We start from the raw sequence: 16,061 nt of genomic DNA on the forward strand, positions 1-16,061 counted from the left end.
ACTGTTTTTTGCACACTTTCTGTCTTTTCGCAACAAATGGTTTTAAAAAAGGGGGAAATAATTGAAAACCTTCCACTGAACGATACTACCGAAAACACGTATTCCTTATTTATTCCGAAAAAATTTTCCATGGATAAGAAGTGGCCTTTGCTTTTGGTCACCGATACCAAAGGCGAAGAAAAAAGTGCACTTTCCATGTTTGTTATGGCAGCGGAGAAAGAAGGTTATGTTTTGGCGGCACCAAAGTTATCGGACACTTTATCACTGACAAAAAATATGCTGGTCACAAGTGGCACTATAAAAAGAATAACGGAAATGTTGCCCATACATACAGACCGAATTTACGCTGCAGGTCAGGATTCCGGCGGGCAGTTGGCCAGCTTGGTGCCAATACTCATTAGAGCTGTAAATGGCGCTATCTCCATAAATGCATCCCTTGCCAACAGGGAACTGATTAATATGAAAGAACCGTTTCATTTTATCGCTATTGTAAACAAAGAAAATTACCGGTACCCCTATACGCTAACCGATGCTAAACTATTGGATCAATATAAATTCCCTAATCAAGTGTTGTTGTACGATGGAGATGGGGAGTGGCCAGGTGTTGCATATCTGGAGAAAGCAATGCAACTCTTTACTTTGGATGCCATGGGCCGAAATAGAATTCCAAAGGATACCCTATATATGGAAAAAGCTTTTAAAAAAGATATCGCCCACTTAAATCAGCTCGGTAAAATCGGGGATTTGCTCTGGAAAGAGCAATATATCACCGAAATGATGTCCATGTACCGCGCCATGAAAAATATGGACTCACTTAGATCTGTGCAGCGTGATTTAAGAAGAAGCAAGGAATACAAAGTGATGAAACGGGCGGAAAACGCCGCTTTTTTACAAGAGAACATGCTAAAGGAAGATTATCAATATTATATGGATGAAGACCTTTATACCCACAATTACAATAATTTGGGGTGGTGGAAATATCAAAAAACAGAGATCGAAAAGTTTATCGATGGGAGCAAACCGTTCGAAAAACAAATGGGGCATAGGTTAAAAGGTTTTGTAAATGCCCTTGCCGAAGATAATATAAGCATAGAAATGGCTGAGGAGGTCGTCGATGAGAATGCTTTGGCATTTTTGTACATGCTCAAAACAATTTTAGAACCTGGTAATTACGAATACTACCTAAAAACCATATCCTTGAGCGCAAAGAACGATGATTTTGGAACCTCTTTGTTCTATTTGGAAGAGCTTTTAAAAAAAGGGTTTAAGGATAAAGAAAAACTTTATAATATAGAGCATACCGCACTCTTCCGGATTATGCCCGAGTTCAACGAAATGGTCTCAAAGTATTTGGATGATGCCAGATACCACATTAAGATAGAAGAAAACTAAATGTCCGCATAATTCAGTTATCTTGATTTGGTTTAGAACCGTATTTTTGTACAAATACTTTCTGAATGAAATATACCATATTACTTTCGGTCATTTTTTTGATTTCCTGCGGACAAGGTAAAAAGTATCACGACAATGATAAAGTTGAGCCCGCTACATCGGATTTAGTAGCGGATATTTTAAAGTATCAAAAGGAGCAAAATGAAAGTCTGAAAGATCCGGATACATCTCCCTTACCGGACAAATACAGGAAGAATTTTGAGGGTTTGGATTTTTTTGAGCCGGATACGGCCTACGTGGTCAAAGCACGTTTTGAACGTACCCCGGATGCCACTCCTTTTATGATGCCCAGTACGACCGATTTGCAGTCCCAAGAAGTAGTTTACGGCATTGCCCACTTTAGGCTCAACGGAAAGGAACATAAATTGGAAGTGTACCAAAGTCTGGATTTGATGGGGGAAGAAGGTTATGAAGATTACCTGTTTTTACCGTTTATGGACGAAACCAACGGAGAGGAAACCTATGCAGGGGGCAGGTATATTGATTTGACCATCCCAGAGGGGGATACATTGGTAATCGATTTTAATAAATCATACAACCCTTATTGTGTTTATAATAAAAAGTACTCCTGCCCTCTAGTGCCAAGGCAAAATTATTTGAGAACTAATGTGAGAGCAGGAGTGAAAAACTTTATAAAGGATTAAAAAAAAGCCTTAATCCCAATGGAATAAGGCTTTCGTTGGTTTTTTAACTAGCATTGAGGTTAGAAGGAATAGATCGCAGCGATCAAAAATGAAGATTGATTACTGGTAAAACCTCCGTCGCCATCCGCATAGGGCTCAAGGTCATTGCCCCAAGTATCCAAGCGTACCTCAGGTTTTATTATTAGATTTTCCTTTGTAAAGCTCCCGGTCAACGTTAAACCAAGAACTGGGGAGTCGTCCTCAAGGGCATCATCAGTGAAGGTCATGTATTCACCGCGAAGCCCAATGGCAAAACTATCGGAAGTCGTCAATTGTGGGTAGATCGCAGCTCCATAAAAACCAGTTCCTGTTTCGGAATTGTCGTTATAGGCTGCATTGATGCCGAAGAAGAAATCCTCGGTCACATCAAATCCACCGGTATAATCAATTTCAAAACCAAGGCCGCCACTTTTTCCACTATCGTAATATAGGTTCAGGAATTGATCATAAAAACCTAGTTGGCCACCCAAGGAGTATTCACCAGAGTCACTAATATCATTGGTATCCCATGGATTCATTACCGCAAGCATTAAGCTTACATCGTCTGATAGGGCAAAATCTGCTTTTATGCCCAAGTGCGAAAATGGTCCGTTGGAGAACAGGTAAGAAACACTATAGTTAAAGTTTGCCTGTGGGGCGATAACCTCATACCCTAAAAAGGTGTTGAAACGACCCATGGTCAAGGTCGTACCTTCGGAGACATTCCAATACACATAGGCCTGGTTGATGATACCGTTAAGTACATCATTTTCAAAAGTGGCCTCGGTACCTCTAGGTCCAAAAACCAAGTCAACTACGACACCGGTGTCTCCCATGTCATAGGTGCCTACAAGATTGGCCATGCCCAGTGCAAAACCAGTTTGGTTGGCAAAGGATGTAAAAGTTGCGGTATCCGCTTCTCCAGCATCCTTAAAGGTAGTTCTGTAATAAGCATCAACAGACCCGCTAAGGCTAAACTTGGAGGTGGTTTCTTCTTCCTGTGCAGAGACAGAAAATGATAGTGTTGAAATTATGGCAATCGCCATAATTTTTCCGAAATTTGTATTCATAATCGTTTTCATATCATGATCATTTTAAGTTGTCCTTTTTATTAAGGACCGTTAGTTGTTTTATAGTGAGTTGTGTTTGAAAAGGTTATTTAACGGAGCGTTTGGCAGAACGCTCCGTTTCCTTTGGCAATCTTTGGTTATTTGTAGGGCTATTTATCTTGAGAAATGTGCTCCGGGTAGGCTTCCACGCCATGTTCGTGAATGTCCAAGCCGTCAATTTCTTCTTGTTCGGACACTCGTAGCCCGATGGTTTTCTTTAAAATAAAGAGGACTATAAAAGATGCAACGGCAGCCCAAACAATATAGGCCAATGACCCGTAGGTCTGTACCCATAAAAGTTTTCCGCTTCCTCCGTAGAACAATCCGCCATCAAGTGCAAATAGGCCGATTAAAACAGTTCCAAGGAAACCGCATACTCCGTGAACTGAAATCGCGCCCACAGGGTCATCTATCTTAAGTTTTTTGTCTATAAATTCGATGGACACTACCACTACTAGACCGCAGATCAAACCAATGGCAAGAGCTCCCCATGCATTTACGGAGCCACATCCAGCAGTAATACCTACCAAACCGGCCAAAGCACCGTTGAGTGTCATGGAAATGTCGGCTTTCCCATACCTTGCCCATGTAAAAAACAAGGCGGCTATGGCTCCTATTGCAGCGGCCAGGTTGGTGTTGATGATTACACTAGTGGCTCCAATGGTATCATCTCCGCCCCAGGCCAATTGTGAACCTCCGTTGAACCCGAACCATCCTAACCAGAGGATGAAAACACCCAATGCACCGAACGCCATGTTGTGACCGGGAATTGCTTGTGCCTTGCCATCTACATATTTTCCGATTCTGGGTCCTACTAGTATCGCTGCTACCAAAGCTGCCGCACCACCAACGGCGTGTACTACCGAAGAACCTGCAAAATCAACAAATCCTGCAGTGTTGAGCCAGGCATCGTCGTCGAAAGGCCAGTACCAGCTACCGGAGATAGGATAGATAAGTGTGGTAAGGATAACAGAAAAAATTAGATACGTGGAAAATTTGGTCCGACCCGCAATAGCACCCGATACAATGGTTGCTGCGGTCGCGCAGAAAACTGTTTGGAAGAAAAGGTTGTACCAATCGTCGGCACTAAAAAAGAAGTACCCCTGATCTGACGGGCTGGATCTAAAAAAACCGCCACCTACAAGGTCGCTGCCATACATAATGGCATAACCTACGGCCCAGAACATAACGGAGCCAGCGGCCAGGTCCATTATGTTTTTCATGATGATGTTACCGGTGTTCTTACTGCGTGTGAAACCAATTTCCAATAAGGTGAACCCTGCCTGCATAAAAAATACCAAAATGGCCGCAAGGGTTACCCATAAAGCTCCCATGTCGCCTGTAATGGCTTCCACGGCTTTGTCTATTGCTTCTTGTTCTTGTACAATCATAATCTAAGTTTTTAAGTTTTTGGCTATTAGTGTTAGTTGATTCCTGCGCTTCCGCTTTCTTTGGTCCTTATTCGATAGGCTTCGATCACATCGGAGACAAATATTTTTCCGTCACCAACATTACCAGTGCTTGCCGTATCCAATAAAACATTCACGGTTTTTTCCAGAAAGTCATCGCTGACCACGATAACCAAATACCTTCGTTGTATTTCGCTAGTGCTGTACGATATACCACGATAGACGTGTCCAAGTTTTTCATTTCCAACTCCTGTTACATCCCAGTAACTGAAGAAGTTGACCTCAATTTGATGTAAGGCTTTTTTAACCTCATCAAATTTGGATTTTCGAATAATTGCCTCGACTTTTTTCATAATTAAGTAGTTAATTGTTGTTTCAAATATATCTTAATTAAACAAAGGGGCTATAAAAAGAGGGGTGGTTGTAGTAATTTTTATTACTATAAAAAAAATACCCCTAATAATTTAGGGGTATCCAATTTATAATAAACTTTTATCAATTATTTGTTGATCTTATGTTAACATATGGTGTTAAAACTTTGATTTTTTTCATAAAAAAGCTGATTCAACCCATGAAATGTTCAATATTTAACAAAAATTAACTAATAAGATTTGGTTTGTAACGGCTAGGTTTGTTTGGCTAACCATAAACCTAGAACAACCGATAAGATACCAAGGATAATACTGGCCATCATATAAATAGCGAAATTAAGGTAATCGCCACTTTTTAAAAATGTATGCTTTTCAAAAGCGAATGCGGAGAAAGTGGTAAAGCCACCACAAAAACCTGTGGCCAATAATAGGCTGTTGTTCTCGGAGAGTATATCGCCTTTAGCAGAAAAACCTAAAACAAGCCCGATGATAAGACAGCCCAAAATATTAACTGTAAAAGTTCCGATAAAGAAATTCTGCGAAATGGAATTGAGGGGTTTTGATATTAGAAAGCGCAATACGCTGCCAAATCCTCCCCCTAAAAAAACAAGTAAGGCCTGTTTCATGCCTCAAAGTTACAAACTAAACCGCTTTTTTGTATTCGGTTTCTAAAGACTCCCGAGGAAAAAGCTTGGTAGTGGCAGATTCGGAAATTTTACGAATCGGTTTTGTAAATGTCTCCTTGGCACCATTTACGCTGAAAATCAAAAGAATGGCGTTAATGGTGAGCAATACGAAAAGTATACTAAGAAAAACTGTCATTTAGGTTAGGTGCTAAAATAATGTTAAACAAAAGTACGGGTTTTCCTATAAGAACGAAATCCAAGGGCTGTTAATGTTGTGAAAATGAGGATTTTTGTTGCGATTGCAATTAATCTGTTAATTTTTGAGAAAAAATTTAATAAGGAACAGTGTAACTATGAAAATCAGAAAAGAAACAAGAATCCAGATAACACCTTTATAATTTTTTTTGTGCAATTTTTTGTCTTTTCGATAAGAAAGGGAGATAATTGCCACAAAAGCAATAAAAAACAAAGCTGCAAAAACAATCTGTCCTGTACTGAACATATTTTATATTTTTATGCAAAGCTAAATCAAAATTAGATAATGGAAAGTAAAATAAAAGCCGTGGAATTATTCCACAATTCTTTTGGGCTTGGAGTTTCCCAACAGCCAAAAGCCAATTTGGGAGAAGAAAAAAATCTACTGCGATTTAATTTAATGGACGAAGAAAATCGGGAATACTTGGAAGCTGCCAATAATAACGATTTAGTGGAAGTGGCCGATGCCTTGGGGGATATGTTGTATATTTTATGTGGGACAATCTTGGAACATGGTATGCAATACAAAATTGAAGAGGTGTTCGAGGAAATACAGCGAAGCAATATGAGCAAGCTTGGTGCGGATGGTAAACCTATTTATAGGGAAGACGGGAAAGTGCTCAAAGGGCCAAACTATACCAGACCGGATATTCAAACGATAATGGATAAATAAAAAAGGCGCCGTTTCGGCGCCTTTTTTGTTAGATGACTTCGTGTCGCCATCCAAATTTATCTTCTGATCGGTTATATTGAATATCCGTGATTCTTTTTTTCAATAAGGACGCGTAGCTGTTATCCACTTCGGGAAGTTCGTAATCCTTTCCATGGTAACCGAATCCGGAAATAGGAGATACTACAGCTGCGGTACCTGCTCCGAACATTTCTTTTAGGGATCCGTTCTCTGCAGCTTCAACAAGTTCATGTACCGAGATTTTGCGGACTTCGGTTTTTATGCCTTCATCCTCTGCAATTTTTAAAATGCTCTTTCTTGTGATACCATCCAAAATACGATCACTTGTAGGTGCTGTCATCAATGTATCGTTGATCCTCACAAAAACATTCATAGCGCCCGCTTCTTCAATAAATTCATGGGTATTGTCGTCTGTCCAGATTACTTGCTGGTAACCCTTGTCGGCCGCAAGTTTGGTAGGGTAAAACTGCCCGGCATAGTTGCCGCCCGCCTTGGCGTAGCCAACACCGCCGTTTGCTGCCCTGGAATAGGTCTCCTCGATCAATACTTTTACTCTACCTGAAAAATAAGATCCAGAAGGCGCACAGGCAATTATAAATTTGTACTCGTCCGCAGGAGATGCATGGAAACCATTGCCGGATGCAAAAACGAACGGTCTAATATATAAAGAGCTTCCGGGATTTTGAGGAATCCAATCTTTTTCCAATTGGATCAAGGTTTGTAGCCCTTCCATAAAATAGGCTTCCGGTATTTCCGGAATCGCCAAACGTTGTGCTGATTTGTTCAATCTTTTGCAATTGTCCAAAGGTCTAAAGAGCCAAACCTTCCCGTTCTCATCCTTGTAGGCTTTCATTCCCTCAAAAATGGACTGTCCGTAATGGAAGATTTTGGCCGAAGGATCCAGCGTAATAGGTTGGTAAGGAACCACTTTTGGAGTGTTCCACTCGCCGTTTTTATAGTCGCAAACCAACATATGGTCCGAATAGACACTTCCAAAGGAAAGATTGTCAAAATCAATATCTTGGATTTTTGAAGATTTAGTCTTTTCTATAGCAATTTTGTTAGCCATTGTTTCCATATCACTTACATTTACAGTGTTAAAATTAGCTATTTATTGTTAGTTTTGGACGATTCACAAATCTAAATGTTATACTTAATCTACATTTACTTAAATGTTATCAAAAATGAGATATTTTAACACAATTGCTACTGTATTTTTAGTAGGAGTTCTTTTTGTCTCCTGTAAACAAGAAACGATACAAGGGGATTATTTCGGTCAGGAATTCCAGGTTTCTGGAAAAGCGTCCAAAACCGCTGCACCTTTTGATCAAATTTCAGAGAAAGATTCGCTTCAGACCCAAATCATCGGTGAAATCAAAGAAGTTTGCCAGGCAAAAGGATGTTGGATGAAGGTTAAACTTGAATCCGATCAAGAAGTGTTTGTCCGGTTTAAGGATTACGGCTTTTTTGTGCCCAAGGATGCTGCGGGTAAGAAAGTTGTGATGAACGGCGCCGCATTTTTAGAAGAAATGTCCGTAGAAGACCAAAAACACTATGCTGAGGACGAGGGTGCTTCTGAAGAAGAATTGGCCCAGATCACCGCCCCGAAAAGAACACTTAGGTTCGAAGCTGATGGTGTTTTGATCGCAAATCAGCCTTGAAACGAAGAATAATCACGACAGGGGACGGTTCCAAGACCATTCAAATAGAGGATTGGAACGAACAATACCATTCCAAACATGGCGCAGTGCAAGAAGCTTACCATGTATTTATTGAACATGGGCTGCGGTTGTTCAACAATAGATCCATTACCATACTGGAAGTTGGTTTCGGTACAGGGCTTAATGCACTTATTACCTTATTGGAGGCTGCCAAACAACAACTAACGGTCGAATATATTGGAGTAGAGGCCTTTCCTGTTTCTGTGGATGAAATAAGCGTTCTGGATTATTGTAGGCAGTTGGGTGCAGATAATGTTGAAGCATCTTTTAATAAAATGCATCGTTCCAACTGGGAAGAAGAGGTAGCTATAACACCGGATTTTTCGTTGCTCAAACAAAAAAAGGATTTTAGGCAGATCGACGAGGAAAACCTTGTCGATCTTGTTTATTTTGATGCATTCGGGGCACGTGTGCAACCCGACCTGTGGACCGAAGAAATTTTCTCGATCATGCACAATGCACTTAAGCAAGAGGGCGTATTGGTCACGTATGCGGCAAAAGGTAGTGTAAGAAGGGCGATGCAGGCTGTTGGATTTACCGTGGAAAGGTTGCCTGGACCACCCGGAAAAAGAGAAATGTTAAGGGCCATAAAGATGTGATTCCTAACAATTTGTTAACCCATGGTGCTTTGCAGGACTATTTGGCACTAAAGTTTAAACAAATATGTTAAACCTAAATTAAGGTCTGATCAACAGACAATTAAACCTGTAAATTTGTACAAAATGTTGCTATGAAGGTGTTGATAACAGGAGCTACGGGTTTGGTCGGGCAGGCCATTGTAAAGGTGCTTCACGATAAAGGAATACCCGTAAATTATTTGACCACAAGTAAAAACAAGATTACCTCCCAAGAGGATTTTCAAGGTTATTATTGGAATCCTTCCAAGGGAGAAATAGATTTGGATTGCTTTAAAAATGTTCAAGCAATAATAAACTTGGCAGGTACCACCATTGCTAAACGTTGGACGCCAAATCACAGAAAAAAAGTTCTCCTAAGCCGAATTAATAGTCTGCAAACCTTAAAAAATGGATTGGAGCAATCCAATAATAAGGAAGTTGAATGCCTAATTTCTGCATCGGCGGTCGGGATATACCCAGATTCCATAAGTGACTTTTACGACGAGACCGAGACCAAAGTTGACGACGGTTTTTTGGGAGATGTTGTCCAAAAGTGGGAGGCCGAGGCCGACTCGTTTCAACAGTTGGACATAGACGTGGCCAAAATAAGAATTGGAATCGTATTGGACAAAGATGAAGGAGCTTTGCCCAAAATGTCGCAACCGGTCAAGAACTTTGTTGGGGCGCCCTTGGGCAGTGGTGATCAATGGCAATCTTGGATCCATATCGATGATTTGGCACAAATGTTCGTGTTTGCCGTGGAGAACAACCTCAAAGGAATTTATAACGGGGTCGCACCAAATCCGGTTACCAATACCAAAATGACCAAGGAATTGGCAAAAATATTGGACAGGCCTTTATGGTTGCCAAACATCCCGGCATTTTTATTTAAGGCAATTTTGGGTAAAATGTCCGCATTGGTATTGTCTAGCCAAAGGGTTAGCAGTAAAAAAATCGAGGAAGAAGGTTTTACATTTCAATACGTGAACATTTGCCAAGCATTAAGGAGCTTGTACAGTTCAGAAGCCGCGGATGTTCCAGCTTCTGTAGAGGCATAGACATATTTAATTTTATGACGATATTGATGGGAAAAGTCCGCTTAGGCGGCTTTTTTTATGATTTGCGGTGACATTTTGACATTTTTGGACAATTGGCAGTACTTTTGCCACTTCAAATTCGAATAAAACAATTGAACATGAGCAATAAAAGTAAGGTTGAGGAAATAGAAGATGAGCCTAAAAAAGGGCAAACCGAAGAGAGTACTGAGCTGAACGATGATCATATAGAAACCAGCGACACGGAAGAAAACAATGAAGAATTGTCCGAGGAAGAAAAACTACGTGAAGATTTGGCCAAAGAGAAGGAAAAATTTTTAAGACTCTTTGCCGAATTTGAAAATTACAAGCGCAGGACGTCCAAAGAACGTATGGATCTTTTCAAAACGGCAGGACAAGAAGTCATGGTGGCATTGTTGCCCATTTTGGATGACTTTGATCGAGCTTTGAAAGAACTCTCCAAATCCGAGGACAAGGAAATGTTCAAAGGTGTGGAACTTATCAGCAATAAATTTAAAGAGACCCTGAAAAACAAAGGATTGGAGCCTGTGCAGGCCGAACCAGGGGATACTTTTGATGCGGAAGTGCACGATGCCATAACCCAAATTCCTGCACCGGACAAAAAAATGAAAGGGAAAATAATCGATGTGGTCGAAAAAGGGTTCAAGCTCGGAGATCGTATCATTAGACACCCAAAAGTAGTAGTAGGAAACTAAGAGTGTATGAAGGAGGATTATTACGAAATATTAGGAGTATCCAAAGGAGCTTCGGCCGCAGAAATAAAAAAAGCCTACAGGAAAAAGGCAATCGAGTACCACCCGGATAAAAACCCAGGCGATGCCAAAGCAGAAGAAATGTTCAAAAAATCTGCTGAAGCATACGAGGTATTGGGAAATCCGGACAAAAGGGCAAAATACGACCAGTTTGGCCATGCCGCGTTCGATGGCAGTGGAGGCTTTGGTGGCGGAGGTATGAACATGGACGATATCTTCAGTCAGTTCGGTGATATTTTTGGCGGTGCTTTTGGTGGAGGTGGATTCAGTGGTTTTGGCGGTTTTGGCGGTGGACAGCGAAGAACCAAAGGGAGCAATTTGCGCATCCGTGTAAAACTCACCCTAGAGGAAGTTGCCAATGGAGTAGAGAAAAAGGTAAAAGTAAGACGCAAGCGACAAGCAGAGGGAGTTACCTATAAAACCTGCCCCACTTGTAATGGAACCGGACAGATTACCAAGATTACCAATACGATATTGGGTAGAATGCAAACGGCGACCACATGTACCACTTGTGGCGGCGCCGGACAAACTATTGATAAAAAGCCTGCAGGAGCAGATGCACAGGGATTAATTGTGGAAGAAGAAACAGTTTCCATTAAAATTCCACCAGGTGTAGAGGACGGTATGCAATTAAAAGTATCCGGCAAGGGTAATGATGCTCCCGGAAACGGAATCGCAGGTGACCTCTTGGTGGCCATTGAAACCCTTGAACACGAAACGCTAAAGCGCGAAGGAGACAATTTACATTACGACCTTTATATAAGTATGCCAGAAGCAGTTCTTGGAAGTTCCAAAGAAATAGACGCCATTGGGGGAAAGGTTCGTATAAAATTGGAATCCGGTATTCAGTCGGGAAAAATTTTGAGACTCCGAGGAAAGGGAATCAATAGCCTAAATGGCTATGGCAGTGGTGATTTGCTGGTGCATGTAAACGTTTGGACCCCTAAAAACATAAATAAAGAGCAGAAGGAGTTTTTTGAACGTATGCAGGGCGACGACAACTTTGCCCCAAGTCCCGAAAAATCGGATAAATCCTTTTTTGAAAAGGTAAAAGACATGTTCTCTTAAGAATAAAAACCTTCTGTTTAAATAAAAAACGTATATTTGAAACTGATGTTGGGTGACCGATATCTAATTTTCTTTTTCATAGCAATTTTTTTCCCATCCTTGATTTTTTTAAGGGTGGGTTTTTGTTTTTATAGAAAATGCAGGTTATCTGCAAATACATATCTTTGAAAAAATACTATACATGGATCATATCCTTGTTGCCGAAAATGTGACCAAATCGTACGGCAACTATACTGCCTTGAGCAACATATCTCTTCAAATACCCAAGAACTGCATATACGGACTATTGGGTCCCAATGGTGCGGGCAAAACCTCGTTCATAAGAATTATTAATCAGATTACGCACCAAGATTCCGGAGAAATTTTTTTAAATGGAGAGCCGTTGGCGCCAAAGCATATCGCTTCCATAGGGTACTTGCCCGAGGAAAGAGGCTTGTACAAAAGCATGAAGGTAGGGGAGCAGGCCCTTTATTTGGCACAGTTAAAAGGGCTGTCCAAGAGCGAGGCCAAGACTCGATTAAAATATTGGTTCGATAGATTGGATATTGGGGATTGGTGGGATAAAAAGATTCAGGAACTATCCAAAGGGATGGCCCAGAAGATTCAATTTATTGTAACGGTATTGCACGAGCCAAAGTTGTTGATTTTTGATGAACCTTTTAGTGGTTTCGACCCAATAAACGCAAACATCATAAAAGACGAAATTCTGCAATTAAAGGAAAATGGAACTTCGATCATTTTCTCTACGCACCGGATGGAATCGGTCGAAGAACTTTGCGAGCACATTGCCTTGATCCATAAATCCGAGAAAATATTGGATGGGAAGCTATCCGACATCAAAAAGGCATACAAGAACAATATTTTTAATGTGGGCGTACAATTGGAATCGGACGTTGTTATATTCCTTCAAAAACTAAAGGAAAAATTCAATATACTTTCCTCGGATATTGATGAGGTTGAGCAACAGGTTAATTTTAAGGTGCAGTTACCGTCGTCCCAAACAGGCGAAATTTTGACAGAACTTTCCAAAACTACGAACATAAATAGGTTTGAAGAAACCATTCCTTCGGCCAACGATATTTTTATACAAACTGTAAATACCAAGGATAATGGCAAGTAAGCTTGGACTGATCATAAAACGGGAATATTTGGCCAAGGTCCGAAATCGTTCCTTTATAGTGATGACGATATTGAGTCCACTTCTAATTGTTGGGATGATCGTGCTCATCGCTTATTTGGCAAAGATCAATGATGATGAAACAAGGGTCGTGTCGGTGCTTAACGAAAGTGCATTTTTTCTGGATGAATTAAAGCCTTCAAAAAGTATCTCCTACGTTTATTTTGATGATTTGACCTTGCAGCAAGCCAAAGATTCTACCAATTCCTTGGAGTATTATGGGCTGTTGTACATACCCAATCTACCTTCGGTGGAAGAAGCTGCCAAAAATAGTTATCTGTTTACCAAGGACAATCCCAATACATCCATAACAAAAGAATTGGAAGCCGTTTTTCAAAAAAAATTAAGACAAGATCGTTTGCAAAAGCTCGGGGTATCGGCAGAACAGTTCTCGAGCGTGGAAAAATCCTTTGAGATCAACCTGTCAACATTTGAAGGCGAAAAAAGTATCAAGGGAATCAATGAGATCAAGGCATTTATAGGAGGTGGTTTTGGTTATGCGATTATGATGTTCATTATCATTTACGGTGGGTTCGTTATGCGGAGCGTGATCGAAGAGAAAACCAGCCGGATCATAGAAGTGATCATATCTTCGGTAAAACCATTTCAGTTGATGCTGGGAAAAATAATAGGCAATTCTTTGGCAGGGATTACACAGTTTTCCATTTGGATCGTCTCTGCATCGGCATTAATGTTTATAGCTGTTCTAATTTTTGGGATAGATCTCTCGGCACTTTCCGGGGAATCGGCAATGCCTGCAGGGCCGATGGGAGGCATGTCGCAATTGGGGGCAATGGATACCGAAATGATGCTGTATGCCAAGGAAATATACGATATTCCTTGGGGGTTGCTCATTGTGTCCTTTTTTATCTACTTTATTCTCGGTTACCTTATATATAGTTCCATTTATGCGGCTATCGGTGCAGCAGTGGATAATGAGACGGATACACAGCAATTTATCTTTCCTATTATATTACCTTTAATGTTGGCTATTTATGTGGGATTCTTTTCTGTTTTTAGCAATCCGCACGGGCCCATTGCAGTTGGGTTTTCATTGTTTCCATTAACATCGCCCATTGTAATGTTGATGCGATTACCGGGCGGGATTGGTGAGGGCGGCGTACCTTTATGGCAGTTTATCACCTCGATTTTGTTGTTGGTCATAACCTTTTTTGGTATTGTATCGTTGGCGGCCAAGATTTATAGAACAGGCATTTTAATGTACGGTAAAAAACCTACGTACAAGGAATTGATTAAATGGTTAAGATATTAGGATCTTATGCAAGAAGGCGCAGAGGACATAAAAGAAATTATTAAGGAGGATGTTTGGGGGACCATTAAGGATTTCCTCGACTTGGGGTTCCATCTTGGTGAAGGTGAAAAATCCATTGACCTTACCATAGGTCTGCTCCTACTGTTAACGGTGACATTGATCGCCACAAAGTTTATCCTTAAATGGTTGCGCAACATCTTTACCAGGAAGATGGAACAAGAGGACAAACAAAAATTCTCCAGCGTTTTTAAATTTATCAATTATGTGATTTATCTGGTGGCTGTGCTTGTAACATTGAGCGCGGCCGGGGTGGATATCACCCTGATCATTACGGCATCGGCGGCACTTTTTGTAGGGCTTGGCCTTGCATTGCAGGAGTTGTTCAAGGATATCCTTGGTGGAATATTTATAATCGTGGACAAATCGCTCCAAGTAGGCGATGTAGTAGAGGTGGACGGTAAAGTGGGAAAGGTGTTCGAGATCAAATTAAGAACCACTAGGGCCATTACCCGCGACGACAAAGTTCTTATTCTCCCCAACCATAAGTTTATAAGTGATATTGTCTACAATTACACCCAAAACCATAAAACCACTCGCGAAAAGGTTAGTGTGGGCGTGGCATATGGGAGCGATGTGGATTTGGTGACCAAAATATTGGAAGAAGTGGCCCATAATCAACGACAGGTACTCAAAAACCCCAAACCCTTTGTTTTGTTCGAGGATTTTGGGGATTCCGCACTTATGTTCTCCGTGTATTTCTTTACCAATGATACCTTTAGGGATCCACGGATAAAAAGTGAGATGAGATATAAGATCAATGCCAAGTTCAAGGAGAGCAACATTAGTATTCCTTTTCCGCAGCGCGATATACATATTATTCAGCCTAAACAATAAATAGACATAAAAACCATAGTTCATCATAGTACAATCTGGAAGTGGTTCGCTTTCATTGTAACACTAAGCAGTTCCAATCTTTGCGCGCAGAGCACGGATATTTTGAGGGTGGAGTATCTGAATATTCCTGAAAATGATACAGGGATAAAGACACAGCGGTACAAAGCGTTGATAAATTTGCCCATAAAACTCAACGAGAAAAAAGACTACCTGATCACAGGATTGGAATATAACCGTTTCGATATGGGATATTCCGCCGATCTGCCGTTCGATAAAAGCGAGTTGATTCGATTTCATGTTCTTGATTTGAACCTGGGGTTTATAACCAAATGGAACGAAAATTGGAACTTGGTGACCATACTTACACCTCGATTTGCCTCTAATTTTGTTAGCGGTACCATTACAGACGATTTTTTTATGAACGCAACCGCTACTTTTTGGAAGGAACGGGCCGATGCGGATAAACCTTACCGTATTGTACTTGGTTTAACCTACAACAGCACAACAGGATTGCCGGTACCATTGCCATTGGTGAATTACTATAGAAAATTTCATCCTAATTGGTCGTTTACCTTCGGGATACCTAAATCCAGTCTTAAGCATCACATCAACAACAGGCACTCTTTGGAAATGGCATTATTATTGGATGGTTACTTCATAAATCTTCAGAACGGAATTGAACTGGAGAATGGTCAGGTGGCTTCAAAAATATCGTTGACCTCTTTACTGGGAACTTTGGTGTATCAGTACAATATTTCCAAGCGGATGTCCATTTTTGCCATGTTGGGGAAAACCATTGTTCAAGAAGGAATGTTAAGAAATGATGATCAAGGCAAGGTTTATTTATTGAATGACGAGTCAAATTTTTATATTAGGACTGGTTTCAAAATTGGAATTTTTTAAAACGT

General features: G+C 40.7%; 18 protein-coding genes. 12 read left to right on the top strand and 6 right to left on the bottom strand.

The genetic code is table 11. From position 1 onward, the window contains the following. Nucleotides 1-36 precede the first annotated feature (36 nt). Nucleotides 37-1,392, top strand: coding sequence for an alpha/beta hydrolase (locus ACXAFK_RS05875; RefSeq protein ID WP_474957110.1), 1,356 nt, complete (start codon nucleotides 37-39; stop codon nucleotides 1,390-1,392). Nucleotides 1,393-1,457: 65 nt separating this feature from the next. After that, nucleotides 1,458-2,096: a DUF1684 domain-containing protein gene (locus tag ACXAFK_RS05880; RefSeq protein WP_474957111.1), complete on the top strand. Its 639-nt coding sequence runs from the start codon at nucleotides 1,458-1,460 to the stop codon at nucleotides 2,094-2,096. Between the two features lie 59 nt (nucleotides 2,097-2,155). Here the strand turns inward: ACXAFK_RS05880 and ACXAFK_RS05885 are convergent, their stop codons facing one another. The 5 genes from ACXAFK_RS05885 to ACXAFK_RS05905 form a co-directional block, all read right to left on the bottom strand. Further along, a complete protein-coding gene (locus tag ACXAFK_RS05885) occupies nucleotides 2,156-3,196 on the bottom strand; it encodes an outer membrane beta-barrel protein (protein ID WP_338193488.1) in 1,041 nt (346 codons plus the stop codon). Nucleotides 3,197-3,333: 137 nt separating this feature from the next. Continuing rightward, entirely contained in the window at nucleotides 3,334-4,614 is a 1,281-nt protein-coding gene (locus ACXAFK_RS05890; RefSeq protein WP_474957112.1) for an ammonium transporter, read from the bottom strand. Between the two features lie 32 nt (nucleotides 4,615-4,646). Next, entirely contained in the window at nucleotides 4,647-4,985 is a 339-nt protein-coding gene (locus ACXAFK_RS05895) for a P-II family nitrogen regulator (RefSeq protein ID WP_224835235.1), read from the bottom strand. Between the two features lie 272 nt (nucleotides 4,986-5,257). Further along, complete coding sequence (gene crcB, locus ACXAFK_RS05900; RefSeq protein ID WP_474957113.1) at nucleotides 5,258-5,629, bottom strand: fluoride efflux transporter CrcB; 372 nt, start codon at nucleotides 5,627-5,629, stop codon at nucleotides 5,258-5,260. Between the two features lie 16 nt (nucleotides 5,630-5,645). Beyond that, complete coding sequence (locus ACXAFK_RS05905; RefSeq protein ID WP_224835233.1) at nucleotides 5,646-5,825, bottom strand: hypothetical protein; 180 nt, start codon at nucleotides 5,823-5,825, stop codon at nucleotides 5,646-5,648. Between the two features lie 345 nt (nucleotides 5,826-6,170). Here ACXAFK_RS05905 and ACXAFK_RS05910 point away from each other — a divergent pair, with 345 nt between their 5' ends. Next, nucleotides 6,171-6,557, top strand: a complete 387-nt coding sequence (locus ACXAFK_RS05910) for a nucleoside triphosphate pyrophosphohydrolase family protein (RefSeq protein WP_338193492.1) — start codon at nucleotides 6,171-6,173, stop codon at nucleotides 6,555-6,557. Nucleotides 6,558-6,585: 28 nt separating this feature from the next. Here ACXAFK_RS05910 and ACXAFK_RS05915 read toward each other — a convergent pair whose 3' ends face one another. Then, nucleotides 6,586-7,653 carry a branched-chain amino acid aminotransferase gene (locus ACXAFK_RS05915; protein ID WP_293294220.1) on the bottom strand — a complete coding sequence of 356 codons (1,068 nt, stop codon included), beginning with the start codon at nucleotides 7,651-7,653 and terminating at the stop codon, nucleotides 6,586-6,588. A gap of 106 nt (nucleotides 7,654-7,759) precedes the next feature. Here ACXAFK_RS05915 and ACXAFK_RS05920 point away from each other — a divergent pair, with 106 nt between their 5' ends. The 9 genes from ACXAFK_RS05920 to ACXAFK_RS05960 all read left to right on the top strand — a co-directional run bounded on the left by ACXAFK_RS05920 (nucleotide 7,760) and on the right by ACXAFK_RS05960 (nucleotide 16,056). Then, complete coding sequence (locus tag ACXAFK_RS05920; RefSeq protein WP_474957114.1) at nucleotides 7,760-8,236, top strand: DUF4920 domain-containing protein; 477 nt, start codon at nucleotides 7,760-7,762, stop codon at nucleotides 8,234-8,236. Further along, entirely contained in the window at nucleotides 8,233-8,895 is a 663-nt protein-coding gene (gene mnmC2, locus ACXAFK_RS05925) for a tRNA (5-methylaminomethyl-2-thiouridine)(34)-methyltransferase MnmC2 (protein ID WP_474957115.1), read from the top strand. Before ACXAFK_RS05920 ends, mnmC2 begins: the two co-directional genes overlap by 4 nt. A 131-nt stretch (nucleotides 8,896-9,026) precedes the next feature. Further along, entirely contained in the window at nucleotides 9,027-9,971 is a 945-nt protein-coding gene (locus ACXAFK_RS05930; RefSeq protein WP_474957116.1) for a TIGR01777 family oxidoreductase, read from the top strand. Nucleotides 9,972-10,108: 137 nt separating this feature from the next. After that, the gene (locus ACXAFK_RS05935; RefSeq protein WP_224835226.1) at nucleotides 10,109-10,684 is read left to right on the top strand and encodes a nucleotide exchange factor GrpE; all 576 of its coding nucleotides are present in this window, start codon (nucleotides 10,109-10,111) and stop codon (nucleotides 10,682-10,684) included. A gap of 6 nt (nucleotides 10,685-10,690) precedes the next feature. Further along, the gene (gene dnaJ, locus ACXAFK_RS05940) at nucleotides 10,691-11,809 is read left to right on the top strand and encodes a molecular chaperone DnaJ (RefSeq protein ID WP_224835225.1); all 1,119 of its coding nucleotides are present in this window, start codon (nucleotides 10,691-10,693) and stop codon (nucleotides 11,807-11,809) included. 181 nt (nucleotides 11,810-11,990) lie between these two features. Then, complete coding sequence (locus ACXAFK_RS05945) at nucleotides 11,991-12,929, top strand: ABC transporter ATP-binding protein (RefSeq protein ID WP_474957117.1); 939 nt, start codon at nucleotides 11,991-11,993, stop codon at nucleotides 12,927-12,929. Then, on the top strand, nucleotides 12,919-14,259 hold the full coding sequence (locus tag ACXAFK_RS05950; RefSeq protein ID WP_474957118.1) for an ABC transporter permease: 1,341 nt from the start codon (nucleotides 12,919-12,921) through the stop codon (nucleotides 14,257-14,259). The genes ACXAFK_RS05945 and ACXAFK_RS05950 overlap by 11 nt, the downstream gene beginning before the upstream one ends. A 6-nt stretch (nucleotides 14,260-14,265) precedes the next feature. Then, entirely contained in the window at nucleotides 14,266-15,153 is an 888-nt protein-coding gene (locus ACXAFK_RS05955) for a mechanosensitive ion channel family protein (protein ID WP_252079149.1), read from the top strand. A 108-nt stretch (nucleotides 15,154-15,261) separates the two neighbouring features. Further along, nucleotides 15,262-16,056 carry a DUF6268 family outer membrane beta-barrel protein gene (locus ACXAFK_RS05960; RefSeq protein ID WP_224835221.1) on the top strand — a complete coding sequence of 265 codons (795 nt, stop codon included), beginning with the start codon at nucleotides 15,262-15,264 and terminating at the stop codon, nucleotides 16,054-16,056. Nucleotides 16,057-16,061: the final 5 nt, after the last annotated feature.

It is taken from the genome of Flagellimonas sp. ABD4_174 (genome assembly GCF_056160185.1).

Excerpts from the sequence above, each read along its gene's own strand:
- ACXAFK_RS05875 (WP_474957110.1), top strand. The coding sequence starts at position 37 with ATGGTTTTAAAAAAGGGGGAAATAATTGAAAACCTTCCACTGAACGAT.
- ACXAFK_RS05880 (WP_474957111.1), top strand. The coding sequence starts at position 1,458 with ATGAAATATACCATATTACTTTCGGTCATTTTTTTGATTTCCTGCGGA.
- ACXAFK_RS05885 (WP_338193488.1), bottom strand. The coding sequence starts at position 3,196 with ATGAAAACGATTATGAATACAAATTTCGGAAAAATTATGGCGATTGCC.
- ACXAFK_RS05890 (WP_474957112.1), bottom strand. The coding sequence starts at position 4,614 with ATGATTGTACAAGAACAAGAAGCAATAGACAAAGCCGTGGAAGCCATT.
- ACXAFK_RS05895 (WP_224835235.1), bottom strand. The coding sequence starts at position 4,985 with ATGAAAAAAGTCGAGGCAATTATTCGAAAATCCAAATTTGATGAGGTT.
- crcB (WP_474957113.1), bottom strand. The coding sequence starts at position 5,629 with ATGAAACAGGCCTTACTTGTTTTTTTAGGGGGAGGATTTGGCAGCGTA.
- ACXAFK_RS05905 (WP_224835233.1), bottom strand. The coding sequence starts at position 5,825 with ATGACAGTTTTTCTTAGTATACTTTTCGTATTGCTCACCATTAACGCC.
- ACXAFK_RS05910 (WP_338193492.1), top strand. The coding sequence starts at position 6,171 with ATGGAAAGTAAAATAAAAGCCGTGGAATTATTCCACAATTCTTTTGGG.
- ACXAFK_RS05915 (WP_293294220.1), bottom strand. The coding sequence starts at position 7,653 with ATGGAAACAATGGCTAACAAAATTGCTATAGAAAAGACTAAATCTTCA.
- ACXAFK_RS05920 (WP_474957114.1), top strand. The coding sequence starts at position 7,760 with ATGAGATATTTTAACACAATTGCTACTGTATTTTTAGTAGGAGTTCTT.
- ACXAFK_RS05930 (WP_474957116.1), top strand. The coding sequence starts at position 9,027 with ATGAAGGTGTTGATAACAGGAGCTACGGGTTTGGTCGGGCAGGCCATT.
- ACXAFK_RS05935 (WP_224835226.1), top strand. The coding sequence starts at position 10,109 with ATGAGCAATAAAAGTAAGGTTGAGGAAATAGAAGATGAGCCTAAAAAA.
- dnaJ (WP_224835225.1), top strand. The coding sequence starts at position 10,691 with ATGAAGGAGGATTATTACGAAATATTAGGAGTATCCAAAGGAGCTTCG.
- ACXAFK_RS05945 (WP_474957117.1), top strand. The coding sequence starts at position 11,991 with ATGGATCATATCCTTGTTGCCGAAAATGTGACCAAATCGTACGGCAAC.
- ACXAFK_RS05950 (WP_474957118.1), top strand. The coding sequence starts at position 12,919 with ATGGCAAGTAAGCTTGGACTGATCATAAAACGGGAATATTTGGCCAAG.
- ACXAFK_RS05955 (WP_252079149.1), top strand. The coding sequence starts at position 14,266 with ATGCAAGAAGGCGCAGAGGACATAAAAGAAATTATTAAGGAGGATGTT.